Genomic DNA, 24260 nt, shown 5'->3' on the forward strand with positions numbered 1-24260 from the left:
CTTCCATGCCACCGCGCCACGGAAAATGCAAAAGGGAAGGGCAGAGGCGCCCTTCCCTTCCGACTGCTTCGGCTTTTGACTGCTCGGGTCGGGTCTGCCTCAGTAGCCCATGCGCTTGAGGCAGCGGGCGCTATAGACCGCACGCCCGCCGCCATCGCGGATCAGGCAGGCTTGGGGCAGGACAACACGGTTCCCCGCACGCTGGTGCTTGCCGTGACCGTAATAGCCGTGGCGCTGTGGTTGGTGGGCATTGCGGAAGGGAATGACGCCGGCATGGTTGTAGCGGTTCTGCGCGACATGGGGTTTGTAGCCCTTGTGGTGCGGCTTGGCGTGGCCGTAGCCGTATACCTTGCCACGGTCGTTGTTGCGGGAATCGGCCACGGCGGCGCCGATGATGGCCAGCGCCGCGACACCGGCGATGATCTTGGCGGCATCATTGTCGGCGCGGGCGGGCGCGGCGGTGAAGCTGGTCACCGCCAGAGAGGCGGCGAGGATGGTGGCGATGAAATGACGGTGCAGCATGGTGGGTTCCTTTCGGGATGCAGAAGGCGTCTTGCGGTCGGCAAGAGCGCCGATCCGTTCATGACCCAAAGCTGGGCCAACCTGCCGCGCACAGGCAATAACAGCGGCCTGTTATCGGATAACCGCCCTGCACGGCGCGGCGTTGGCGCGTTGGATATTGAATAGCCGGGGGGCTTGGCGCATCGTGACGCCATGACACCGCAAAAGCGCATCCCCTTGCCCCTTCTTGGCGCCGCCACCGGCCTGATCCTTGCGAGCCTTGCCACGGGCGCGCAGGCGGCCTGCTATGTCGAGTTCAAGGCCAAGAAGGACAACCCGCTGCAACTCTTTCACGAGGTGGTGCAGATCCAAGGTCCGTGCACGCAGGCCAATGCCCGCGCACAATTGCAACAGCGGCTTGCGCAGCAAGGCATCACATTGTTGAAGGTGATGTCGGTAAGGGACGAGTGAAAGGGAACGCAGTGTGAGGACCAGCAACGGCACCGCCGCGGAGGCGCGACGCTCGGGCAACCGGGTCGTGGTATTCGGGATCATCGCCATCGTGGCTATCCTGTCGCTGGCGGCGCTTTTTCTGTTCCTGAACCTGCCGGACGCCAATGCCTTCAACGCGCGGGTCGAGCGGATTTTCGTGGAGAACGACGCGCTGACGGCGGATGCGGATATCAAGCTGCTGGAAATCCTTGCGCTGTCGGGCACGGCATTTTCCGAGACGCTGAAATCCTATCGCATGGTGATGTTCGTGCTGCTGGTCTTTGCCGCGGCGCTGCTGGTGGCGTCGCTGGTGTTTTTGGTGATGCTGGTGGCGATGAACCGGCGCATGGCGCAGATCGAACGCTCGGGCATTCAGGTGAGTTCGTTGCTTATCAGCCGCGAGGAAAACACCGTCTATCTGAACAACATGGGGTTCAAGCTGACCGATGCGGCGATGGAGACGCTGGCGGTGCTGGCCGAGGCGCGGATGGATGACGACGTGCTGACCGGGGCCGAGATCGAGGCGGTGATCTCGGGGCGGCAGGCGGCGGATTGCGACGAGGCGGCGGGGGCCACGCGCATCAAGCGGCTGCGCGACACACTTGGCAACCAGATGGTGAGCGAATTGCTGGTCAAGAATATCGCGCGGCGCGGCTATATGCTGGCCATCGACAAGGACGTGATCCAGGTGTTGTGAGCGCCGGACGTGCCGGCGCTCTGCGATGTGGGTCTAGCTGTCGGGTCGAAGGATGATCTTGGGCGCGTCGGTCACACCCTTGCGGATATCCGAAAACGCCCCCTGCCCTTCGGAGAGACCACGTGTTTCGACCCAGTCGAGCGCACCCAAGCGGCCATCGAACATGGCTTGGGCCGTCTGGCGGAAATCCTGCGCCGTATAGGTGTAGGTGCCGATGAAGGTGATTTCCTGCAGGGTCATACGCCGGATGTCCAGCCCGCCTGTCGCCTGCCCCAGCCCGATATGCAGGATGACGCCACCGGGGCGGGCCGCGGCCGACGCCTGCGCGCGGGTCGCTTCATAGCCGACGCCGTCGATCACGATATCGAAGAGCTGCCCGTCAAGCGCGGCAGGGTCCAGCGCGTGCTGGCCGCAATTGAGCGACAGGTAGCGCCGCCGCACCACGTTGGGTTCCACCACGGTCACATCCGTGATCCCCTGCGCCGTAAGGCTGAGGGCCGCGCCCAGACCGATGGCGCCACCGCCGATCACCAGAGCGCGGGGTGTGTGGCCGGTATCGAGCGAGGCCAGCCCAAGCCGCACGGCATGCCAGCCGCAGGCGATGGGTTCGGCCAGCGCCGCCTGATCGGTGGTGACATGATCGGGCAGCACCACGAGATTGGCTTCGGGCATGGTGAGATGCTGCGCGAAGGCGCCTTCGCGCGGCGGCATCGAGATGATCTGACGGTCGGGACACAGGTTGTCGCGCCCGGCAAGGCAGGCCGGGCATGTGCCACAGGTGACCAGCGGGTTGACGGTGACGCGGGTGCCAGCGCGGGGGCCGGTTTCGATCACGCCCGCCGCCTCGTGACCGAGGATGAGAGGCGCGGGGCGCCGCTCGTCATGGCCAAGATAGGCGTGCATGTCCGAGCCGCAGATGCCGACGCTTTCAACGCGGATCAGCACCTCGCCATCATGCGGCGTGGGATCGGGGGCGTCGCGATAGGCCATCGCCTCGGGTCCGGTGTAGATCAGGGCCTTCATTTCGCGGTGAACCCCCCGTCAACCATGAGCACCTGTCCGGTCACGTAATCCGAGGCCGGGGCGCAGAGAAACAGAAGCGGGCCGTCCATGTCCGCCATCGTGCCATTGCGCCCGATGCAAGTGGTGGCGGCGTTGCGCGCGGCAAGCTCGGGATCGGCAAAGACCGGCGCGGTGAGTTCGGTGGGGAAAAAGCCCGGGCCAATGGCGTTGGCGGTGATGCCGTGGGGCGACCATGCTTCGGCCATGGCGCGGGTCAGTTGCGCCACGCCGGCCTTGCTGGCGCCATAGGCGATGCCGCCGGGAAAGGCGCGGAAGGTCTGGAGCGAGGCGAAATTGACGATCCGGCCCCAGCCCTTGGCCTTCATCGCCGGGACCAGTTGCTGTGACAGGAAAAACGGCGCCGACAGGTTGAGCGCGAGGGTGGTGTCCCAGCCTTCGGGGGTGACATCGTCGGCCCGCTGGCGGGTGTTGATGCCCGCGGCATGGACCACGATATCGGGGGCACCAAAAGGTGCTGCCACGGCGCGGACGAGATCGGGCAGGCTGTCGCGGTCGGCCACGTCATGCGCGACGCAAGCGGCGCGCGGGCCGGTTTCGGCCTGCCACTCGGCCAGAGCCTCGGCGCGGCGCGCCACGCCCACCACCTGCGCGCCGGCACGGGCGAGCAGGCTGGCGGCGTGACGGCCAAGGCCGGAGCTGGCGCCGGTGACGCAGGCCACCTTGCCGGTCAGATCGAACAGCGCAGAGAGGTCAGCCATTGGCGGAGAGGTCGAAGTTCTGGCCGGGGAAGTATTTGCGCAGCCGGATGTCGGCGGTGCGGGCGTGGCCCTCCATGCCTTCGAGCCGCGAGATGCGCGCGGTGGCTTCGGCCACGGGTTTGCAGCCTTCACGGGTGGCGCGCTGCCATGTGACGATCTTCATGTATTTGTGCACGCTGAGCCCGCCGGTATAGCGCGCAGCGCCCGAGGTGGGCAGAACGTGGTTGGTGCCCGACGCCTTATCGCCGAAGGCCACGGTGGTTTCCTCGCCCAGGAACAAAGAGCCATAGCAGCTGAGGCGTGACAGCCACCAATCCAGATCTTCGGCCTGCACGGTGAGGTGTTCGGGGGCGTAATCATCGGAGGTGGCGGCCATTTCCTCGCGGTCGGCGCAGAGGATCACTTCGGCGTAGTCGCGCCATGCGGCGGCGGCGTTGTCGCGGTTCACCTCGGGCAGATCGTCGATCAGGCGGGGGACAAGCTCCATCACCTGCTCGGCGAGGGCGCGATCGTCGGTGACCAGCCAGACGGGCGAGTTGTAGCCATGCTCGGCCTGCCCCACGAGATCGGTGGCGACCACTTCGGCATCGGCGGTGGCGTCGGCGAGGATCAGGCTGTCGGTGGGTCCGGCGATCATGTCGATGCCCACACGGCCGAAGAGGATGCGTTTGGCTTCGGCGACAAACTGGTTGCCGGGGCCGACGAGGATGTTGGCGCGCGGCAGGCCGAAGAGACCGAAGGTCATCGCGGCGACGCCCTGCACGCCGCCCATGGCGAGGATCGTGTCGGCGCCGCACAGATCGGCGGCGTAGATGATGGCAGGGTTGATGCCCACACCGGGGCGCGGCGGAGAGCAGGCGACGATATGCTGGCAACCCGCGACCTTGGCGGTGGTCACGGTCATGATCGCCGAGGCGATGTGGCTGTAGCGCCCGCCCGGCACGTAGCAGCCGGCGCCGTGGACGGGGATGCTTTTCTGTCCTGCGATCAGGCCGGGCACCACCTCGATCTCGATGTCGCGGAGGGTTTCCTTCTGGGCCTCGGCGAAGGCGCGGACATTGGCATGGGCGAACTGGATGTCCTGCCGCAGTTTTTCAGGCACGAGCGCCTTGGCGGCCTCGATCTCGTCGCGGGTGAGGACCACGTTGCCGTCGTACTGATCGAACTTGGCAGCATAATCGAGCGCCGCCTGGTCGCCGCCCTTTTCGATATCATCGAGGATGGTCTGCACCGTCTGGTGCACGTCGGAAGCGCCGGATTGCGCGGTCAGGGCAGCTTTCTTGAGATACTCTCGGGCCATTGAATGTGAGTCCTATTTGTAGATGTCAGGCAGGAGCGACGTGGACAATGCGGGCACATAGGCGATCAGCAGAACCACGATCAGCATGAAGAACACGAACGGCACGGCCCGCACGGCGATCCGAAGGATGGATTCGCCGGTGAGACCGGACACAACGAAGAGGTTGAGACCAAGCGGCGGGGTGATGAAGCCCACGCCAAGCGCGGTGATCATCATCACGCAGAACTGGATCTCGTTCATCCCGATATTGTCGGCCAGCGGCTTGAGGATCGGGGCGAGGATCACGATGTTGGGCGTCGTCTCCATCACGCAGCCGGCGGCGATCAGGATGAAGATCATCAGCAGGATCAGGATGGCCGGTTCATCGGTGATCGAGGTCACGCCCTGAACGAAGCCCTGCGGCACACCAAGGATCGCCAGTGCCTGCGCGAGCGGCAGCGAAAAGGCGATGATCGGCAGGATCACCCCGTTGACCTTGGCCGAACTGACCAGCATCGCCGGGAAATCCGCCAACTTGAGCGTGCCCAGAACGAAGCCCAGGAAGATCGTGACGATCACGGCGGTGGCGCCCGCCTCGGTCGGGGTGAACTTGCCCGAAAAGATCCCGCCAAAGATGATGACGGGCACGATGAAGGCATACCAGCCCCGCGCCAGCGCACCGCCCAGATTGCGCAGCCATTCACCGAAGCCGATGCCGCCGCCGCCTTCGTAATTGTAGATGCGGTTAACGACGATATTGGTGATGAGGATCGACACGAGGATCGCGATGCCGGGGATCACGGCGGCCAGAAAGAGGGTCGAGGCGGAAATGCCCAGAACGAGGCCGATGATGATATAGGCGATGGAGGGCGGAATGAGGATGCCGGTACAGGCGCCCGCAGCCACCAGCGCACAGGCATAGGGGCGCGGATAGCCGGATTCCACCAGCCGGTCGATGGTCATGCGGCCCACGGCGGCGGCCCCTGCGGCATCCGAGCCGGAGATCGCCGAGAACATCCCGCAGACCAGCACCGTGGCCGAGCCGAACCCGCCCTTGGCAAAGCAGGTCAGCGCCTCGGCCACGTCGAGGAACTTGCGAGACAGACCGGTGCGCACCAGCACGTCACCGGTGAGGATGAACAGCGGCACGGCGGTCAGCGCGAAGGCGTCGATGCCGTCGAACAGGCTTTCGCCCACCAGCGAGAGCGGCAAGGCGCCGGACATCAGGAGCATGACGATGGCCGAGGCGCCGATGGCCGCCCAGACGGGGATGGCCAGCGCGCAGAGCACGACGAAAAGGATCACCGGAACGTAGAAATCCCAGCCCAGTTCGACCGATGTGTTGAGGGTCTGCCACATGTTGCGCGCCCCCTCAGTCGAACAGCTTGTCGCCTTCGTAAACGGGCGTGCCGTCACGAAGGGCGCGCAGATCGCGCAGGAAGGATTGGGCGAGGCGCAGCAGCATCAGGCTGAACCCGACGGGCACCGCCAGCAGGAACCAGATCATCGACACGCGCAGACCGTGGCTGACCGATCCGAACTTGGCCGAGACCATGACGGTTTCCCAGGACCAGTAGACCGCGATCACGGCCACGGCGGCCATCACCATGTCCCCGAAGATATAGAGCAGCGCCTTGGCGCGCGGCGACAGGTAATGCATGATCACGTCGATGCGGATATGGCCGCGTTCCTTGACAGCGGCGGCAGCGCCGATCCACGCGAGATAGATGAAGGAATAGCGCACGATCTCTTCGCCCCAGATCGAGGAATAGGAGAAGAGTTCGCGGCGCAGCACCTCGACCGCCATGGTCACGACGAGCATCACGTAGAACACCAGAAGCGCCCATCGTTCCGCGTTTTTGTCCAGTGCCTGAAGCATGTCGTCCTTTCCCGTCCGGACGCCGTGACGCGGACCCGGTGCATTGATCGACTGTTAGGGCAACGCCGGGCGCAGAACGCGCCCGGCGGCGGTGAGGATCAGGCGTCGTGCACGTAGTACTTGCCTTGCGTGCCCGCGGCTTCAGCCAGCTTGTCGAAGGTCTCCATCGAGCCGGCAAGCTCGGTCTTGAAGGGATCCCATTCGGAGCGCTGGAAGCCTGCGGTTTCCTTCCATTCGGTCAGCTGGTCGGCACTGAGCGAGTGGAATTCGACCCCGGACTTGGCCATTTCGGCCATCGCGAAGGCACGCGAGGACGGCACCTTGGCGAGGTTCTGGTGGAAGGTCATCTCGGATGCCCATGCCAGCCCGTCCTGCACGTCGCCGGGCAGGGAGTTGAACCATTCGAGGTTGCAGGCGTAGCACTGGCTGTCGGGCACGGCCTGCGTGAAGGTCACGTGGCTGAGGATGTCCTTGAAGCCGAAGGCATAGAGCGCGCCCACCGACGGATCGAGGGCATCGGCCACGCCCTGCTTGATCGCCGAGGGGGTTTCACCCCATGCGACCGGCGTGGGGTTGGCGCCCGCCATGCGGTAGAACTGCTGGAGCATCTGCGAGCCGGGCACGCGGAACTTGACGCCGGCAAGGTCGCCCGGTGTCATGATCGGGCCGCCGCCGCCCTTGCGCACGGCCATCACACGCGGGTCGATGCAGAAGTAGAAGAGCGGCTTGAAGCCACGCTGCTCGACCATCGCGTTGACCTCGGCGTTCCAGATATCGGAGGTCACGAGGTTCACGAAGCGCTGATTGGCGCCACAGAAATACGGCATGTTGATAAGGTCGACCGCCGGGGCGAAGGGGGCGAAGTTGGACAGCGAGAACTGACCGGCATTGACCGTGCCGCCCTGCACCTTCTGGGCCAGGGCCGAGCCGACGCCCAGCTGACCACCGGGGGCCAGTTTCACATAGACTTTGCCGTTGGTGGCGTTCTGGATGTTCTCTTTGAAGTCCAGCTGCATCATTGGGTAGCTGCGCGTGGTGCCGACGACATATTCGGTGGCCAGCGTCATGACGTGATCGGCGGCCTGTTCACGCTCGCGCTCTTCGTTGGCGGTCTGGGCCGTGGCCGCGGATGACCACAGCACACCGCTTGCACCTGCCACCAGAGCCGCCGTGAAGCTGCCGGTGGCGGCGAGCTTCATGAAATTGCGGCGCTCTTGCGAGGCAAGTTCCTTTTGTTCTTTATTCATTGTCGTTCCTCCCTTGGATGTCCTGTGCGTGTCTTTTGCGGTTGCGGGCGGCTTCGCTGCGCAGGACGGCCACAACGAAGGATGCCACTGCTGCGAACAGCATGAGCATTTCCCCCACATCGTTCAGGAAAACCACGCCGCGGGCCGAGCCGATCGCCACATTGGTCGCGAAGACGCCGAAGAAGACGGCCGCCAGCAGCAAAAACATGAAGTACCTCCCTCTCACCGGTCAGGACCGATGATTCGAGAATAATGTAAGCGCTTACAAATTCTCATGCAAGCGCTTACACTTTGTGCTATCACTCAGCGCCCACGCCCTTTTGCAAAGACAGCTTTGACACCGGAGCCGCCCAGAACCAAAGGCCACGAATGAACGACGACAAAAGCGATATGCCCCCCGACCTGCCGACTCTGGCCGATGTGGCCGAGCGGGCGAATGTGTCGACCGCAACGGTGTCGCGCTGCCTGAATTCGCCCGACAGGGTGGTGGAGGCGACGCGCGAACGCGTTCTCAAGGCGGTGCAGGAATTGGGCTATTCGCCGAATTTCGGCGCGCGCGCGCTGGCGGCGCGGCGCACCGGCACCGTAGGCGCGATCATTCCGACAATGGAGAACGCGATTTTCGCCCGCGCGATGCAGGCCTTTCAGGAAGAGTTGCGCGACAATGGGCTGACGCTTCTGGTGGCGTCCTCGGCCTACAGACCGCAGGTGGAGGAAGAGCAGATCCACGCGCTGGTGGCACGGGGGGCGGATGCGCTATTGCTGATCGGACATGACCGGAGCGAGGCGCTGTATCAGTTTCTGGAGCGACGGGGCGTGCCGGTTCTGGCGGCCTGGGTGCATGATGCGGACAATCCGCGCCCGTCGATCGGTTTCGACAATCGCAAGGCGATGCGCGTGCTGGCCGAAGAGGTGATCCGTGCGGGGCACCGGCATCTGGCGATGATCAGCGCGGACATACATGGCAATGACCGCGCCCGAGAGCGGGTGGCGGGGCTGCGCGAGGCGATGGCGGCGCATGGTCTGGAGGCCGGGGCGCTGCCGCTGATTCAGACGCGCTATTCGATCGAGCATGGGCGGCAGGCCTTTGCCAAGCTGATGCGACGGGTGCCGCGCCCTACGGCGGTTGTCTGCGGCAATGACGTGTTGGCAGTAGGCGCGCTTCAGATGGCGCGCGAGATGGGGCTGCATGTGCCGGGGGACGTGTCGATCACCGGCTTCGACGATATCGAGATCGCGACGCTGGTAGAGCCGCCGCTGACCACGGTGCATGTGCCGCATCGGGCGATGGGGCGGCAGGCGGCGCAAATGCTGATCGAGGCGCTGCGCAGTGGGGCGCCCGTGGCCGAAAGCGTCGAGTTGCAGACCGATCTGCGGCTGCGCGGCACGCTTGGGCCGCCGCCCGCCTGAACGGCGGCGAGCGAGGCTCAGGCCGGCGCGGTGGCAGCGGCGTGGCGCTGGCGCATGGTGTCGGCGGACCGGCGGACGATTTCGGCGATGTCCATCAACTGACCGGCCAGGGGGCTGGTCTTGCGCCAGATCATGCCGACGGTGCGGGTGGGGCGCGGATCACCCAGATCGGCCACCGACACATCCGCAGAGCGGGTTTCGACAGGCACCGCCATTTCCGGAACCAGCGTGACGCCCATACCGGCGCCGACCATCTGCACCAGGGTGGACAAGGAACTGCCATCCAGACCGTCGCGGGGCACCGCCGATTGCAGGCTGCAGAAAGACAGCGCCTGATCGCGGAAGCAATGCCCCTCTTCGAGCAGAAGAAGGCGCATTTCACGCAGGGCGTCGCGGCAGGGCACGGGCTTGCCCGCGTCCGATCCGGGGCGCACCAGCATCATCGTCTCGGTGAACAGCGTCACCTCGGTGAAGGATGGCTCGGACACGGGCAAGGCGACGATGGCGCAGTCGATACGGCCCTCGGACAACTCGCGGATAAGCCGGGGGGTCAGGGTTTCGCGGACATGCACATCGAGCCCGGCATGGGCCGTCGTGAGATCGCGCAGGATCGTGGGCAGAAGATAGGGTGCGATGGTCGGGATGACGCCGATGCGCAAACGGCCGATCATGCCGTCCCGAGAGGCGCGGGCCAGATCGCCCAGTTCATCGACCGAGCGAAGGATGCCGCGCACATGGCGCGCGATCTGATCGCCGAAGGCGGTCAGCCGCACCTGCCGCGCGCCGCGTTCGAAAAGGGTGGTGCCAAGCGACTCTTCGAGATCGCGGATCTGCACCGACAGGGCGGGTTGCGAGATGGCACAGGCCTCGGCGGCGCGGCCGAAATGGCCATGCCGGGCGAGCGCCTCGAAATAGCGGAGCTGTTTGAGGGTCAGATTTTTCATAATCTAAAATTATCGTAACAATCACTAAATGCAACTTAAACCAATGGCCGCGATTTGATAGAAGCTCGTTCATAGCCTTTGAGGAAATCGCCTACCGGATCGCTGCGCACCATCAGTGCAAGGGGATCGGAGGCGAATCATACTCCTCGGGGACACAAGCCCGGTCCCTGACCGAAGCCAAGCAAGATGGAGAGAGAAAATGGACGGAAACGATGTGAACACCTCGGGCAAATGCCCGGTCATGCACGGTGGCCTGACCGCTACCGGCACTTCGAACATGGAATGGTGGCCCAAATCCCTGAACCTCGACATCCTGCACCAGCACGATACCAAGACCAATCCGCTGGCCGAGGTGAACTATCGCGAGGCGGTCAAGGAGCTGGATTTCGACGCGCTGAAGGAAGACATGAAGGCGCTGCTGACCGACAGTCAGGAGTGGTGGCCGGCTGACTGGGGTCATTACGGCGGCCTGATGATCCGTCTGGCATGGCACTCGGCGGGGTCCTACCGTCTGGCCGATGGCCGGGGCGGCGGGGCTGCAGGCAATATCCGTTTCGCGCCGCTGAACTCGTGGCCGGATAACGGCAACCTCGACAAGGCGCGCCGCATCCTTTGGCCGCTGAAGAAGAAATACGGCAACAAGCTGTCCTGGGCGGACCTGATCCTGCTGGCGGGCACCGTGTCTTATGAGGCGATGGGCCTGAAGACATATGGTTTCTCGTTCGGACGCGAGGATATCTGGCATCCCGAGAAGGACACCTATTGGGGCGCCGAGAAAGAATGGCTTGCGCCGTCCGACAGCCGCTATGGCGATGTCGAAAAGCCCGACACGATGGAAAACCCGCTGGCCGCCGTGCAGATGGGTCTGATCTATGTGAACCCCGAAGGCGTCAATGGCCAGCCCGATCCGCTCAAGACCGCAGGTCAGGTGCGCGAGACATTCGCCCGGATGGCGATGGACGACGTGGAAACCGCCGCGCTGACCTGTGGCGGTCACACCGTGGGCAAGGCGCATGGCAATGGCGATGCGGCAACGCTTGGGGCGGAGCCCGAAGCGTCCGACATCGAGAACCAGGGGCTTGGCTGGATGAACGCCAACCTGGGCGGCAAGGCGACCAATGCCGTCACCTCGGGGATCGAGGGCGCGTGGACCACGCACCCGACCCAGTGGGACATGGGCTATTTCGACCTGCTGTTCGGCTATGAGTGGGAGCTGACCAAATCGCCCGCAGGCGCACAGCAGTGGCGCCCGATCGACATCAAGGAAGAGGACATGCCGGTCGACACGACCGATCCGACCAAGCGTGTCATGCCGATGATGACCGATGCCGACATGGCGATGAAGATGGACCCGGTCTATAACGAGATCTGCCAGAAGTTCATGGCCGATCCCGAGTATTTCGCCGATGCCTTTGCCCGCGCGTGGTTCAAGCTGACCCATCGCGACATGGGCCCGCGCACGCGCTATATCGGGCCGGACGCACCGCAAGAGGATCTGATCTGGCAGGATCCGATCCCCGCCGGTTCGACCGATTACGATGTGGCCGCGGTCAAGGCGAAGATCGCCGAGAGCGGGCTGTCGATGGGCGATATGGTTGCCACCGCATGGGACAGCGCACGCACCTTCCGCGGCTCGGACCTGCGCGGCGGTGCCAATGGTGCCCGCCTCCGTCTGGCCCCGCAAAAGGACTGGGACGGCAACGAGCCCGAGCGTCTGGCACGTGTGCTGGGTGTGCTGGAAGGCATCGCCGCCGAGACCGGCGCGAGCGTGGCTGACGTGATCGTTCTGGCGGGCAATGTCGGCGTGGAGCATGCGGCCAAGGCCGCGGGCGTCGATATCGAGGTGCCGTTCACGCCGGGCCGTGGCGACGCGACCGACGAGATGACCGATGCCGCGTCCTTCGACGTGCTGGAGCCGCTGGCGGACGGGTTCCGCAACTGGCTGAAGAAGGATTACATCGTCACGCCGGAAGAGATGATGCTGGACCGCGCGCAGCTGTTGGGGCTGACCGCACCCGAGATGACCGCCCTGATCGGCGGGATGCGGGTGATCGGCACCAATCACGGTGGCACGGCGCATGGCGTCTTCACCGACACGCCCGGCGCGCTGAGCACGGATTTCTTCGTGAACCTGACCGACATGTCCTATCGCTGGCAGCCGGTTGCCGAGAACCTCTATGAAATCCGCGACCGCAAGACCGATCAGGTCAAGTGGACGGCGACGCGGGTCGATCTGGTGTTCGGCTCCAACTCGATCCTGCGGGCCTATGCCGAGGTCTATGCGCAGGACGACAACAAGGAGAAGTTCGTCAAGGACTTCGTCGCAGCCTGGACCAAGGTGATGAACGCGGACCGGTTCGACATCGCCTGATCGCCACGTTTGGATGATCAAGGGGGCGGCGCCGCGATGCGCCGCCCTTTTTCTTTATGCCCGAGGGTGTCCCCCATGCAAAAGGGCCGGCGCATGACAGCGCCGGCCCTTCGGGTTTTCGTGACGGATCGCGGTGACGATCAGCCGATGATCCCGTTCAGCGTCGCCGAGGGGCGCATCACCGCCGCGGTCTTGTCGGCGTCGGTGTGGTAGTAGCCACCCAGATCGGCAGGCGCGCCCTGAACCGCCAGCAATTCGGCGAGGATCGCGGACTCGTTTTCGGCCAGGGCCGATGCGATGGGCGCGAAATGCGCGGCGATGTCGGCATCTTCGGTTTGCGCGGCCAGAGCCTCGGCCCAGTAGCGGGCGAACCAGTAATGGCTGTCGCGGTTGTCGGGCTGGCCGACCTTGCGCGAGGGCGAGCGGCCATGATCGAGCACGCCTTGGGTTGCGTCTTCGACCGCCTTGCCCAGGATGCGGGCCTTTTCGTTGCTGCGCACATCGGCGAGGAACTTGAGGCTTTCGCCAAGGGCGCAGAATTCCCCGAGACTGTCCCACCGCAGGTGGTTTTCCTCGACCAGCTGCTGGACGTGCTTGGGCGCCGAGCCGCCAGCGCCCGTCTCGAAGAGACCGCCGCCCTGCATCAGCTTGACGATCGACAGCATCTTGGCCGAGGTGCCCAGTTCGAGGATCGGGAAGAGATCGGTCAGGTAGTCGCGCAGCACGTTGCCGGTGATGGCGATGGAATCCTTGCCCTCGCGGATGGTTTCCAGCGTCTTGCGCGTGGCGGCACGCGGGGCGAGGATCTGGAACGTGTCAGCCACGCCATGCGCCTCGAGGATCGGTTTGACATAGGCGATGAGCTCAGCGTCATGAGCGCGGTTTTCGTCCAGCCAGAAGATCGCCTCGCAGCCTTCGGCCTTCTGACGTTCGATGGCCAGCTTGACCCAATCCTCGATCGGGGCCTTGCGGGCCGAGGCCGCACGCCAGATGTCACCCGCTTCGACATTGTGCTCGTGCAGGACGTCGCCATTGGCGGCGATCAGGCGCACGGTGCCATCGGCGGGGATTTCGAAGGTGGTGGGGTGGCTGCCGTATTCTTCGGCCTTCTGGGCCATCAGGCCGATATTCTGCACAGCGCCCGATGTGGTGGGGTCCAGAGCGCCGGTCTGTTTGAAATATTCGATCGTCTCGTCATAGACGGGCGCGTAGGAGCTGTCGGGGATCACGCAATTGGTGTCGTGCTGCTTGTTGTCCGGTCCCCAGCCCTTGCCGCCGGCCCGGATCAGAGCGGGCATCGAGGCGTCGATGATGACGTCAGAGGGCACGTGCAGGTTGGTGATGCCACGGTCGCTGTCGACCATGTACATCGGCGGGCGGGCGGCCATCACCTTTTCGATGGCGGCAACGATCTCGGGGGTGTCCTTGACGCGCTGCATCATGTCGCCGATGCCGGAATTGGGGTTCACGCCAAGCGCCGTGAGCTTGTCGCCATAGGTGTCGAACACCGGCTTGAGGAATTCACGCACTGCATGGCCGAAGATGATCGGGTCCGAGACCTTCATCATCGTGGCCTTCATGTGCAGCGAGAAAAGCGTGCCTTCACGGGCGGTCGCCTCGATCTGTTCGGCGAGGAAGGCATCGAGGGCCTTCGCGCTCATGAAGGTGGCATCGACCACGGTGCCGGGGTGATATTCGACACCGTCCTTGAGCACGATTTCGGTGCCGTCCTGCTGTGTCAGCACGATCTTGGCGGGGCCGGCCTGTGCCTCGGTCAGGGTGGTGGCACGTTCATTGGAATAGAAGTCGCCGGCCTGCATGGTGGCGACGCGGGTCTTGCTGTCTGCGGACCATGTGCCCATCGAATGGGGATTGGCCTGAGCGAATTTCTTGACGGCGACAGCGGCGCGGCGATCCGAGTTGCCTTCGCGAAGGACCGGATTGACCGCCGAGCCCTTGATCGCGTCATAGCGGGCGCGCGCGTCTTTTTCGGCGTCGGTCTGCGGCGCTTCGGGATAGTCGGGCAGCGCATAGCCCTGCGATTGCAGTTCCTTGACGGCCGCGACAAGCTGCGGGACAGAGGCCGAGATGTTCGGCAGCTTGATCACGTTGGCTTCGGGGGTTTTGACCAGCTGGCCCAGTTCGGCCAGATCATCGGGCTGGCGTTGCGCATCGGTCAGATGATCGGGAAAGGCCGCGATGATGCGACCGGCCAGCGATATGTCCTTGGTGCCGATGGACACGCCTGCGGCCTGCGCAAAGGTCCGGATAATCGGAAGCAGCGAGGCCGAGGCCAGCTCGGGCGCTTCGTCGACTTTGGTGTAGATGATATCGGGAGTGTTGTTGTCTCGCATGGGTCAGCCACCTTTGTTCTGTCCCGCGCGTCATACGGCAAGACGGGCGAAACGGCAACGGTATACGCGGGTATACCGAAAAGAATTTTCATGACCTGTCGCGATTGGCTTGGCGGGCGCGCTCGGGGGCAAGCCCGCGAATCAGGATGAAGGGGCCGGAGCGGAGGCGCGTTTCCAATATGGAGACAATACGCGTCGAGACGGGGGAATATAGATTGATGCCGATTAAGCGGTTCACCCTATGGGCGTGAATTTCTACCCAAGCGGGCGCAGGGAGGAGGTTTTTGGGCCTTTGGCAAAAAGGACTCCAAACTAAGGCGAAAATGTGGCAATTTCGACAACCGAGGGATGGAGTCCGTGGCGAGTTTGCTTTACCCGGCCCCATTTAAAGTAAAGATTCCCATTGTTATCCCGACATTGCACGTGGCCTTGGGCGTTCTGCCATTTACCAGAACATAGCCCTGTCCGCTTGAGCCAGACATCTCTGGCACAACGATTTCAAAAGGGGGTGAACGATGTTCAGCCTGAATTTCAAAAACGCGATGCCACTTGCGATCATGGCCATGTCTGGAGTGATCTCATTCAGCACCCACGCAGAAGCAGTTACTGCGAATTACACGTCCAACCTTTCTTGCGACGTTGTGGATGTGACCGGCGGTGGAAGCAATTCCAGCGATTGCTTTGGAACGGTTAGTGGCAATCCTTCGCAGATCGGCGAAAGCGCATTCGAAACAGCTACTTTTGTAGGTTATTTTTCCGATAATTCTCTGTCTACGACAGGATTATTCGGCAAGACCGATTGGAACCTGATCGCGAAGAAAGACTTTGACCCGGTCCAGATAGACGGGTTGAACGGCACAGAAGGCACTACTCCCACAACCGGCTCCGAGCCAGGAACATGGTCGCTGATCGATGCCACGGCATTGAGCGCCTATGGCTATTCGGCCGTGATGTTAAAGCAGGGCAGCTTCTTTGCCGCATATCTTTTCGATGGCGCCCCGCTTCCGACCTCGGGCGAATGGTATACCGCATGGTGGACCAATAATCCTGGAGACGTGAGCAACATCACCGTTTGGGCCGGTGGCAAGAGTGTGAACGGTCAAATCCCAGTTCCCGCAGGTTTGCCGCTGCTGCTGACGGCGATGGGTCTGGGTGGCTTCATGAGCTGGCGAAAGCGGAAAACGGTCTGACCCGAAACCCATGAACCGATTGGCTGGGGCGCCCTTGTCGGGCGCCCCTTTGCCGTCGGGGGTGTTCCCGACGAGGTCAGCTTGCTCCCCGGCAGAGACTAGCACTTGCCTGTTGCGGATCGACATCCGGCCCTGAGCGTTGGCAAGACAGGTCAAGAACCAAAGAGTTTCCCTAGACCGAACAATGGCGGCGGACGTGGACGCGCTTGCGCGGCGGATGCGTCAAGCGCCTGATAAAACGTTGAAAATCATAGGCCTGCCGACACCCTGAGCCCCTGACAGGCGTTACCGCCGCTGGACGGGTTCGCCCGAAGATCATCACAGACGCGTCAAACCACGGGATTTATTTGGTTTTCGGTCAAGAATCCGGTAACACTATGGCAGATTAATCCATGGTTTTTTTGCGCATTTCCGCGCCTCGCATTACAGGGCCTTTTTCGACCCATGACCGATATTCCTTCTGTTTCTCGCCGCACCGATATCTTCGGACATTTCTTCCATTGGGGCACCTTCTGGCTGATTGTCGCCACCGTCGCCGCCGGGCTGTTCTTCTGGGAAGGGATCGCCGAGCTGCTAAAGGCATGGAAGATGCCCGAATACAGCCACGGCCCGTTGATCCCGGTGTTGTCGGGGCTGTTGTTCCTGCGTCAATTGAAAACCGTGCCGGTCAATGACGGCCCGGTGACCGACCGCTGGCCCGGTGTCGCGCTCTTGATCGTGGCAGTGCTGATGGGGGCCGCCGGCAAGATGATCGAGATCCGCGACATCGTGGCTTATGCGCTGATCCTGTGGGTAGGCGCGGTGCTGCTGATCAGTTTCGGCTGGAACACGGGCAAGCATTTCTGGCCGCCTGTGGTGCATCTGGTCTTCATGCTGCCGCTGCCGGGGGCGCTCTATTACGGGTTGTCGACCTATCTGCAGGGGATTTCGTCGGAGCTGGGGGTGTATTTCCTGCAGATGCTGCGGGTGCCGGTGTACCTCGAAGGGAACATCATCGATCTGGGCGTCTTCAAGCTGCAGGTGGCCGAGGCCTGTTCAGGGCTGCGGTATCTGTTCCCGATCCTCAGCTTTTCCTACATCTTCGCAGTGCTCTATCAGGGGCCGATGTGGCACAAGACCTTGCTGCTGATTTCGGCCGCACCGATCACGGTTTTCATGAACTCGGTCCGGATCGCGATCGCGGGTTATATCGTGAACAATTACGGGCTGGAATGGGTGGACGGATTCACCCATTTCTTCGAAGGCTGGGTGATCTTCATTTCCTGCGTGCTGATCCTGTTCGCCTTTGCCTGGGTGCTGGTCAAGCTGCGCCGTGACCGGATCGGCCTGATCGAGGCACTGGATCTGGACACCGAGGGCCTCGGCACACAGGCCAAGCGCATCGGGCTGGTGCAGCCGTCGGTGGCGATGATCTTCGCGGCCCTTCTGGTGGGGGGGCTTGCCGCCAGCTGGCAGGCCATTCCGACACGTGAGGCGGCACAGATCAACCGCGAGCCTTTCCTTTTGTTCCCCTCCCAAGTCGGCGAGTGGCGCGCAGGTCCGCACCAGCCGCTGGAACAGCAGGTGGAACGCATTCTGGCCGCCGACGATTACCTGTCGGTGTCTTTGGTGAACGCCGCCAGCGCGGCACCGGTGGATGTGTTCATGGCCTGGTACAAGGATCAATCCGGCGGCGGCGTGCATTCGCCCGAAGTCTGCCTTCCGGGAGCGGGTTGGGAGATCGCCAAGCTGGACCAGATCGAGGCGCAGGGCCTTGCGGGCGAGACGTTCACACTGAACCGCGCGATCATCCAGAAGGGCGTGGACCGGATGCTGGTCTATTACTGGTACGATCAGCGCGGCGTCAGGACCGCGTCGATGTATCAGGCCAAGCTGCAGCTGATGCTCGGGCGCCTTGTGAACGGTCGAGACGACAGCGCCATCGTGCGCCTGATCACCCCGATCGGCCCGAAAGAGGAAATCGCCGTCGCCGAAGCGCGTCTGGTGGACAGCATGAACGCCCTTCTGACGCCCCTGCCCCGGTTCGTGCCGGGAGGGTGAGCGGGTCGACTGTCAGCGACACAGACTTTGCCGACTCCGGCGCGGATATTTCTTTTCGGAGCACAGCGTAAATGGACCGTATCCTTGTTATCCAACATGGTGATTTTCGCGAGGCCTATCGTCGCTTTTCTGATGGCGGAAAGGAGACTTATCGCGACCAGAAGCGTTCAGTAGATTTCGTTGCAGGCTTGGCGCCGGACTCTGTGGTCACAACCTTGGCCTTCTCGCGAGAACGTTATGAAGAAGAGCTTGCTCCAAATCTTTGGGCCACGGGTGCTCCGATTGGTGCGATGAAACCCCAAGCCATCAAGACTATCTTCGATCACCTGAACCCGACCCGTGTAATTCTGCGCACACCACATTCCCGTCTCATCGCTGAAGTTCGGCGCCGGCAGATCCCGCTTCTACCAGTGTTTGCGGATATCTTCTCTGCCAAGGGCTTAAAGACAAGGCTGCGTTATTGGTACCTTCGCAGGTCTCTGCTGAAATGTCGTGCGCCCTGCATTGCCAATCACAGCCTTAACGCCACACGTTCTCTTATTACCGAGTTGAAGCTGCCTGAAGAACGTGTTGTCGCTTGGGACTGGTCGCGGGTGCCTTCGGGCGGTGACGTCAAGCCTAGCGTAACTGACACGACCAGACCCAGCGCGTTCTTTGCCGGTATTTTGACGGAGGCCAAGGGCGTCGGCGACTGCTTGCAAATGGTAGAGATACTTAAGCGGCGTGGACAGTGGATAACGATGCGCTTTGCAGGAGGGGGTGATCTAGAGCATTGGCGCAAAGAGGCAGAACGTTTGGGGATCGCGGACAGAGTTGATTTTCTGGGTCTGTTGCCCAATGATCGCGTGCGAAAACTGATGCGTGAACATGATTTCGTAATCGTCCCATCTAGGCATGATTATGCCGAGGGGTTACCGAATACGATTTATGAGGCTCTAGCCTCGCGGTCAGTTCTGGTCCTTTCAGATCACCCAGCTTTCCAAGGCCGTTTTGCTCCGAATGAAGAGGTCTTGGAATACCCTACCGAACAGCCTGAGCGACTTGCTGATTGTCTGTCACGCGCAATTACTGATCCGACTCTTTATCAAAGACTCTCGCAAAATGGCGCAGCTGCTCATCAAAGGCTTTATATTGGGATGGAGTGGACCGAATTGGTTGCAGCTTTTCTAGACGATCCTGAAGACCGCAAAAGCTGGGTTGCTCGTAACCGGCTGCTAATGCATTGCATTTGAGTCTCTTTAATTTGATGGGATAGCCAACGCTGAGATAATCATGAAATTATCCCGTTCCGTTCTACTCTGAAGACATCTTGCTGCGATTCAACGGCACGTCAGTCGCTTATGACGCGTAGATTTTAGAAAGTTAAATCGCCGCAATTTCTAAATCGCAAATTAGGACTCTGCAGCAGCATTATTTAGATAGCACTTGGTAAACTGGATAGTCCCAGTTCCGGGGAAATTAATCCGAAAAAATGAAATCGTCGCTTTGCAGAATGGTCTGGACACCATTTTCCGGTGCCGCGAGTTTGGGTGTGTTGACCAGACGCATTGGCTCGGGCCGCGCTGAGGGCGCGGGGTGCGAGGGTGTGTCGACCGCGGCGTTCAGCATATGGAAAAGGCCCTGGCGCGTGCCGCGAAGGTGCTCGGGGACAGGTTGTGCCGCTTTCAGAAACTGCTCTTTTTGCATCCGATCCTCTGACATCAAGTCGAGTGATTTCCCGTTTTGATTACATTACGCGGAAAATTGTTGAAAAGAAGGCGAAGATGCAGAGCTATGCGGGTTTTGGCCTAAAGCGTTCCGCCTTTGACCTGAGGCATCAGCTAAAGGCGGAACGCGTGCAACGATGGAACGGGGCACTGCATTTCGCGAAAATCTGTGAGTCAGGTTTTTCGCGAAACGCTTTAATCCCGCCGGGTCATGCGCGCGCGACGGGCCGACCAGAAGAGCCCCGGCAGGATCGCAAAGCACTGTGCGTAGCGTTTGGTCAGCCGGACCGGATTGGTGGCCATGCGCCAGAACCATTCCATCGCGATCCGGCGGACCCAGAGGGGCGCGCGCCGTTGCGTGCCGGCGATGAAATCGAGCCCGGCGCCGATCGACACGAACCCGCAGCGAGGCAGCTTCTCCGCGCCTCTTATGGCGAGGATTTCCTGTTTCGGCGCGCCAAGCGCCAGAAAACACAGCCGCGCATCACTTGCGTCAAGTTCGGACAGGATGCGGTCCGCCTCGGCGCCTGAAGGATCAAAGCCGAAGGGTGGTGCGATCCGCGCCACGATCCGAAGGCCAGGGAGATCCGCCTGCATGCGCGCGGCGGCAAGCGCGAGAGTGGCATCGGTCGCCCCCAGAAGGGCCACGGGAACATCCGCCTCGCGCGCCAGATCGGCGAGCGGCATCACCAGTTCGGAGCCGGGCACAAGCTCGACCGGCTGCCCCATGACACGTCGCAGCCAGACGATCGGGTTGCCATCGGCCACAACATGCGAATGCCGGACATAAGCGTCGCGAAAGGCGGGGTGCTGACGGAGCTTCACGATATGGTCGAGGTTGAGAGTGGCGACGGTGAAGCCTTTGCCGGTCAGGAAATGCGTGTGCACATTTTCGAACAGGGCCTTTCTATCCCGCGTGTTTACGAGAGACAGGGCATGGGAGGGAAACGAGGTCGAAGTGTGACTGGACATGTTTCAGTCGTTCCCATCCAAACACGCCAAAAACCGCTCTGCCGCGTCTTTCCAGTCGCGGCGCTCTACCGACTGAAACGCGGCCAAGGACATCGCCTGCCAAGCATCGTTGTCGCGGCGTAGAATATCTATGATCGCCTCGGCCATCGTCCCGGCATCATCCACATCAACCAAGTGACCGGATTTTCCAGGCGTTATGAAGTCCGGGGCGCAGCCGGCACGGGTGGCAACGACGGGGCAGCGACAGGCCATCGCCTCGAGCACCGGAAGGCCGAACCCCTCGACCCGGCTGCCGAAGAGGTAAAGATCCGAGGCGGCGTAGATGTCGCGCAGCGACGTTTGGGGCGGAGACAGATGATAGGTGGTGTCCGGTGGCAGGGGAAGATCGCGGGTGGGCCGCTCTGTGCCGAAGGCCACCAGTTGCAGGTCAGGCAGGGTCTCTCGGGCCAGTTCGACGGCTTTGAGGCTGACATCGGTGCCTTTGAACGCCTTGCCGGAATACATCATGCTGACGGTGGGCCTTGGCTGCTTGTCACGCGGGCGGGCGAAAAACAGTGACGTGTCCACGGCGTTCGGCACCAATGCCACATCTTCGTCACCGTAAACATCACGCATCACCGATACGAGCCAGTTCGATATGGTGATCTTTTTCAATGGTAGGTAATATGAACCGGCGATGAGGTGATTGTACCGTGGGTAATGTACCTCGTGATGCTGGACGAAATAAAATTTCCGGCCTTTCGCAGCAGACAGACCCGCAACCACATAGGCTGTATCCCATAGCGTCGCGATGACGGCGTCGCCATCGGGAATGTCCGTGTCGGTCAACGGCATGTCCGTTTCCACCAGATGCAGCCGGGCCTTGAGGCCATCGTAATGGCTTTGGCTCCGTTTTCCGGGAAGGCGTCCCTTGATCAACCCTTTGGCGATAGCTTTCGCGCCCGGCCTTGGCGGCACGGGTGCCACGACGGTCACGTCATGGCCCATCTCAGTCAAAAGATCCGCGTAGATCGCAATCACGCGGATACCCCCGGAAAGATTGGGCGCCGGGCTGACGAAGGTGATTTTCATCGCGTACTGGCTCCGCGTGGTTGACCGGATACCTGTTTCGCGGCAGCGAAACAGGTGGCGAGAGTTCGGGCGTTGGTGTCGATGTCATGCGCGCTCTGCACGCGGGCGCGGCCAGTGGTGCCCTTTTCGGCAAGCGCCTGGGGCGGGGTGGCAAGGCAGTAGGCCATCGCCTCGGCTATATGGTCGACCGACCCGGCCGGTATGATCCAGCCACAGCTTTCATCCACAAGTTCGGGGATGCCCGCGATATAGGTCGAGATGGCGGGACGACCGAGCGCGAGGGCTTCCATGATGACGACCGGAAGACCTTCGGCAAAGCTGGGCAGAAGAAGCGCGCGGGCGCGGCCCAGTTCGGCACGCACCACGTCATTGGCCTGCCAGCCCATGAGCTCGATATTGCCCTCGAGCCCATGCTGGGCAATCGCCGCCTCTACATCGGCACGGCTTTCACCATCGCCGATCAGACGGATCTTCACTTCGGGGTGGGAGCGAACGACGCGAGCGGTCGCCTCGACGATGAGCACCTGCGCCTTTTGTGGACAGAGCCGGCCCACGCAGACAAACGGCGCCGAGGCGTCAAAGCCCGCCTTGCTTGGCGGAAACTCGGACAGGTCCAGCCCGCAGCGCACAATATGGATCTTGTCCCAATGCGCCATCCCGGCGGCAAGCGTCAGCTGCACCCGGCAATAATGCGAGATCGCGGCGACGAACCGGGCCTCGGCCACCTTGAGCGCGAGGGACGAGCGGCCCCAGTCGATGAATTCATCGGGGCCATGCGCGGTGAAGCTATAGCTCGGCCCGCCCAAGCGATAGCAAAGCAGCGCCACCGCCGCGGCATTGGTCGAGAAATGAGCATGGATATGCTCGATCCCGTCTGCTTTGGCCTGCCGCCTGAGCGACACCGCCTCGAGCAGATAAGCCGCGTGCCGCACCACCCCGCCGCCCGCATTGCGAACGAGCCTGCCCCAGATGCCGATGGCGCGCACAAGGCCAATCGGATTGGTCAGGGCTTCGGCTAAGACCCCGGTGATCAGGCGCGGAACCTGACCGGAGAGAAGATACCGGGTCTTGGCCTGTTCCTCGCGGTCGAGCGGGTCCACAAGCGCATCCGCCCAACGCCGGACCGCATAGCGCATGACCGTCACCCCCTGCCCTTCAAGCGCCCGGATTTCCCGGCGGATGAAGGTGGAACTGGTCGCTGGATATGTGTTCAACAAATAGCCGATCCGCAATGCACAAAGCCTTTTCATGAAACCGATTTATGAAACTGCAAGAAGCTAGGCGCAAAAGCTCTGCCGTTGCAATGCCCTGATCACCTCGGTGCGGGACATCGCCCCATGGGTCAGGCATCGTGCAGCACTGGCCGGATGAAACACCGGCCTAAGCGTCAACGCCACCAGAGCAATTTGCCAAGACCGCCCGCGCAACGCAGATCAAATTCCGTGGCCTTCGCCGGGCTGAACGGGCGAAGGCCACGCGATGCAAGGCCATAGCCCAGTACCTGCACCGCGCCCACGGACATCCAGAACGCGACCCGCGCAGTGCCGCGCAGATCCCGCGAGCCACTTTCGATCTTGCACCGCAACTGCCCGTTCTTGAATATCCTGCGTTTCAGATACTCCCTCGACATCCTGTCTTGTGGGATGATTTCATCGACGATCGCGTCAGCGCACCAGATCAAGGAGATGCCTTTTTCCTGCACCAGTTCTCTCAGGAACCACACATCCTCTCCACCGTCGTTGAATCCGACATTGAAAGGCAGGGGGCTGTCCAGACAGGTCGACTTGCAAAACATCGAATTGCCGGTACCCAGCCATGCGCGCAGATGGGAAACGTCCTGACCTGTCCGTGCAGACAATCTGCGGCTGAACAATCGTTCAAGGGTTGGAGCAAGATCCGGTGCCGGTTTGCCCTCAAAAAGTGGTTCGACCGGACCAAAGCAGGCGTCGGCACCCTTATTCGCGGACTGGATGAATGCCGAAAGCCAGTTGTCTCGCGGCAATTCATCATCGTCCAGAAACAAGACATACTCTCCAAGCGCCTCTGCAACCCCGCGATTGCGCGCATTCGCCACGCCGGGCGCGGATTCGGAAAAGTAGCGAACCGGATCGCCGAAAGCCGTCACGACATCCCGTGCCGACAGATCGGGGCAGTTGTCGACAACAATGAGTTCAAGCATCGTGCCTTGGGGCAATCCCGATATCTGGCTTAGCACCAGCGGCAGCAAGCGTGACATCCTTTCGGCGCGCCGGTAGGTGGGGATCACGATGGAGATGGCTGGTCGGTGTGTCGACGTCATGAGTCCTCTGCCGGTTTGCACCGGTTT

22 protein-coding genes are annotated in these 24260 nt (G+C 62.2%); 7 read left to right on the plus strand and 15 right to left on the minus strand.

The genetic code is table 11. The features are described 5' to 3' along the window. Positions 1–99 precede the first annotated feature (99 nt). Positions 100–522, minus strand: a complete 423-nt coding sequence (locus tag RAZWK3B_RS20035; protein WP_007811092.1) for a hypothetical protein — start codon at positions 520–522, stop codon at positions 100–102. A gap of 192 nt (positions 523–714) precedes the next feature. Here RAZWK3B_RS20035 and RAZWK3B_RS00250 point away from each other — a divergent pair, with 192 nt between their 5' ends. Continuing rightward, a complete protein-coding gene (locus tag RAZWK3B_RS00250; RefSeq protein WP_007811096.1) occupies positions 715–972 on the plus strand; it encodes a hypothetical protein in 258 nt (85 codons plus the stop codon). Between the two features lie 13 nt (positions 973–985). Continuing rightward, on the plus strand, positions 986–1690 hold the full coding sequence (locus RAZWK3B_RS00255) for a winged helix-turn-helix domain-containing protein (protein ID WP_007811098.1): 705 nt from the start codon (positions 986–988) through the stop codon (positions 1688–1690). A gap of 33 nt (positions 1691–1723) precedes the next feature. Here RAZWK3B_RS00255 and RAZWK3B_RS00260 read toward each other — a convergent pair whose 3' ends face one another. The 7 genes from RAZWK3B_RS00260 to RAZWK3B_RS00290 all read right to left on the minus strand — a co-directional run bounded on the left by RAZWK3B_RS00260 (position 1724) and on the right by RAZWK3B_RS00290 (position 8084). Beyond that, complete coding sequence (locus tag RAZWK3B_RS00260) at positions 1724–2713, minus strand: zinc-dependent alcohol dehydrogenase (RefSeq protein WP_007811101.1); 990 nt, start codon at positions 2711–2713, stop codon at positions 1724–1726. Further along, positions 2710–3471, minus strand: a complete 762-nt coding sequence (locus RAZWK3B_RS00265) for an SDR family NAD(P)-dependent oxidoreductase (RefSeq protein ID WP_007811102.1) — start codon at positions 3469–3471, stop codon at positions 2710–2712. The genes RAZWK3B_RS00260 and RAZWK3B_RS00265 overlap by 4 nt, the downstream gene beginning before the upstream one ends. After that, a complete protein-coding gene (gene hisD, locus RAZWK3B_RS00270; protein WP_007811104.1) occupies positions 3464–4771 on the minus strand; it encodes a histidinol dehydrogenase in 1308 nt (435 codons plus the stop codon). The genes RAZWK3B_RS00265 and hisD overlap by 8 nt, the downstream gene beginning before the upstream one ends. 12 nt (positions 4772–4783) lie before the next feature. Continuing rightward, the gene (locus tag RAZWK3B_RS00275; RefSeq protein WP_007811105.1) at positions 4784–6109 is read right to left on the minus strand and encodes a TRAP transporter large permease; all 1326 of its coding nucleotides are present in this window, start codon (positions 6107–6109) and stop codon (positions 4784–4786) included. 13 nt (positions 6110–6122) lie between these two features. Next, positions 6123–6629, minus strand: coding sequence for a TRAP transporter small permease (locus RAZWK3B_RS00280; RefSeq protein ID WP_007811108.1), 507 nt, complete (start codon positions 6627–6629; stop codon positions 6123–6125). 98 nt (positions 6630–6727) lie between these two features. Continuing rightward, on the minus strand, positions 6728–7876 hold the full coding sequence (locus RAZWK3B_RS00285) for a TRAP transporter substrate-binding protein (protein ID WP_007811109.1): 1149 nt from the start codon (positions 7874–7876) through the stop codon (positions 6728–6730). After that, a complete protein-coding gene (locus RAZWK3B_RS00290) occupies positions 7869–8084 on the minus strand; it encodes a hypothetical protein (RefSeq protein ID WP_007811112.1) in 216 nt (71 codons plus the stop codon). Before RAZWK3B_RS00290 ends, RAZWK3B_RS00285 begins: the two co-directional genes overlap by 8 nt. A 161-nt stretch (positions 8085–8245) precedes the next feature. Here RAZWK3B_RS00290 and RAZWK3B_RS00295 point away from each other — a divergent pair, with 161 nt between their 5' ends. After that, positions 8246–9286 (plus strand): LacI family DNA-binding transcriptional regulator, encoded by a 1041-nt coding sequence (locus tag RAZWK3B_RS00295; protein WP_007811114.1) that lies wholly within the window; start codon positions 8246–8248, stop codon positions 9284–9286. A gap of 17 nt (positions 9287–9303) precedes the next feature. Here the strand turns inward: RAZWK3B_RS00295 and RAZWK3B_RS00300 are convergent, their stop codons facing one another. Then, positions 9304–10230, minus strand: a complete 927-nt coding sequence (locus tag RAZWK3B_RS00300) for a LysR substrate-binding domain-containing protein (protein WP_007811116.1) — start codon at positions 10228–10230, stop codon at positions 9304–9306. Positions 10231–10429: 199 nt separating this feature from the next. On the opposite strand from RAZWK3B_RS00300, the gene katG reads away from it, so the two are divergent. Then, positions 10430–12601: a catalase/peroxidase HPI gene (gene katG / locus RAZWK3B_RS00305; RefSeq protein ID WP_007811118.1), complete on the plus strand. Its 2172-nt coding sequence runs from the start codon at positions 10430–10432 to the stop codon at positions 12599–12601. A 140-nt stretch (positions 12602–12741) separates the two neighbouring features. Here the strand turns inward: katG and RAZWK3B_RS00310 are convergent, their stop codons facing one another. Further along, positions 12742–14955: an NADP-dependent isocitrate dehydrogenase gene (locus RAZWK3B_RS00310; RefSeq protein WP_007811123.1), complete on the minus strand. Its 2214-nt coding sequence runs from the start codon at positions 14953–14955 to the stop codon at positions 12742–12744. Positions 14956–15470: 515 nt separating this feature from the next. Between RAZWK3B_RS00310 and RAZWK3B_RS00315 the strand changes: the two genes are divergently transcribed. From RAZWK3B_RS00315 to RAZWK3B_RS20360, 3 genes are all read left to right on the plus strand, one after another. Then, on the plus strand, positions 15471–16145 hold the full coding sequence (locus tag RAZWK3B_RS00315; protein WP_007811125.1) for a hypothetical protein: 675 nt from the start codon (positions 15471–15473) through the stop codon (positions 16143–16145). Between the two features lie 444 nt (positions 16146–16589). Next, positions 16590–18185 (plus strand): VPLPA-CTERM-specific exosortase XrtD, encoded by a 1596-nt coding sequence (gene xrtD / locus RAZWK3B_RS00320; RefSeq protein WP_007811127.1) that lies wholly within the window; start codon positions 16590–16592, stop codon positions 18183–18185. Between the two features lie 71 nt (positions 18186–18256). Further along, complete coding sequence (locus RAZWK3B_RS20360; protein WP_007811128.1) at positions 18257–19417, plus strand: glycosyltransferase family 4 protein; 1161 nt, start codon at positions 18257–18259, stop codon at positions 19415–19417. Positions 19418–19643: 226 nt separating this feature from the next. On the opposite strand, the gene RAZWK3B_RS00325 is transcribed toward RAZWK3B_RS20360, so the two are convergent. The 5 genes from RAZWK3B_RS00325 to RAZWK3B_RS00345 all read right to left on the minus strand — a co-directional run bounded on the left by RAZWK3B_RS00325 (position 19644) and on the right by RAZWK3B_RS00345 (position 24233). Continuing rightward, positions 19644–19871 (minus strand): hypothetical protein, encoded by a 228-nt coding sequence (locus tag RAZWK3B_RS00325; protein WP_037294742.1) that lies wholly within the window; start codon positions 19869–19871, stop codon positions 19644–19646. Between the two features lie 215 nt (positions 19872–20086). Then, positions 20087–20863, minus strand: a complete 777-nt coding sequence (locus tag RAZWK3B_RS00330; RefSeq protein ID WP_007811133.1) for a WecB/TagA/CpsF family glycosyltransferase — start codon at positions 20861–20863, stop codon at positions 20087–20089. Positions 20864–20866: 3 nt separating this feature from the next. Continuing rightward, positions 20867–21934 carry a glycosyltransferase family 4 protein gene (locus RAZWK3B_RS00335; protein WP_007811135.1) on the minus strand — a complete coding sequence of 356 codons (1068 nt, stop codon included), beginning with the start codon at positions 21932–21934 and terminating at the stop codon, positions 20867–20869. Continuing rightward, complete coding sequence (locus RAZWK3B_RS00340; protein ID WP_198133223.1) at positions 21931–23148, minus strand: glycosyltransferase; 1218 nt, start codon at positions 23146–23148, stop codon at positions 21931–21933. The genes RAZWK3B_RS00335 and RAZWK3B_RS00340 overlap by 4 nt, the downstream gene beginning before the upstream one ends. 173 nt (positions 23149–23321) lie before the next feature. Further along, a complete protein-coding gene (locus RAZWK3B_RS00345) occupies positions 23322–24233 on the minus strand; it encodes a glycosyltransferase (RefSeq protein WP_007811139.1) in 912 nt (303 codons plus the stop codon). Positions 24234–24260 lie beyond the last annotated feature (27 nt).

The organism is Roseobacter sp. AzwK-3b, from assembly GCF_000170875.1.
Taxonomy (GTDB): domain Bacteria; phylum Pseudomonadota; class Alphaproteobacteria; order Rhodobacterales; family Rhodobacteraceae; genus Roseovarius; species Roseovarius litoreus.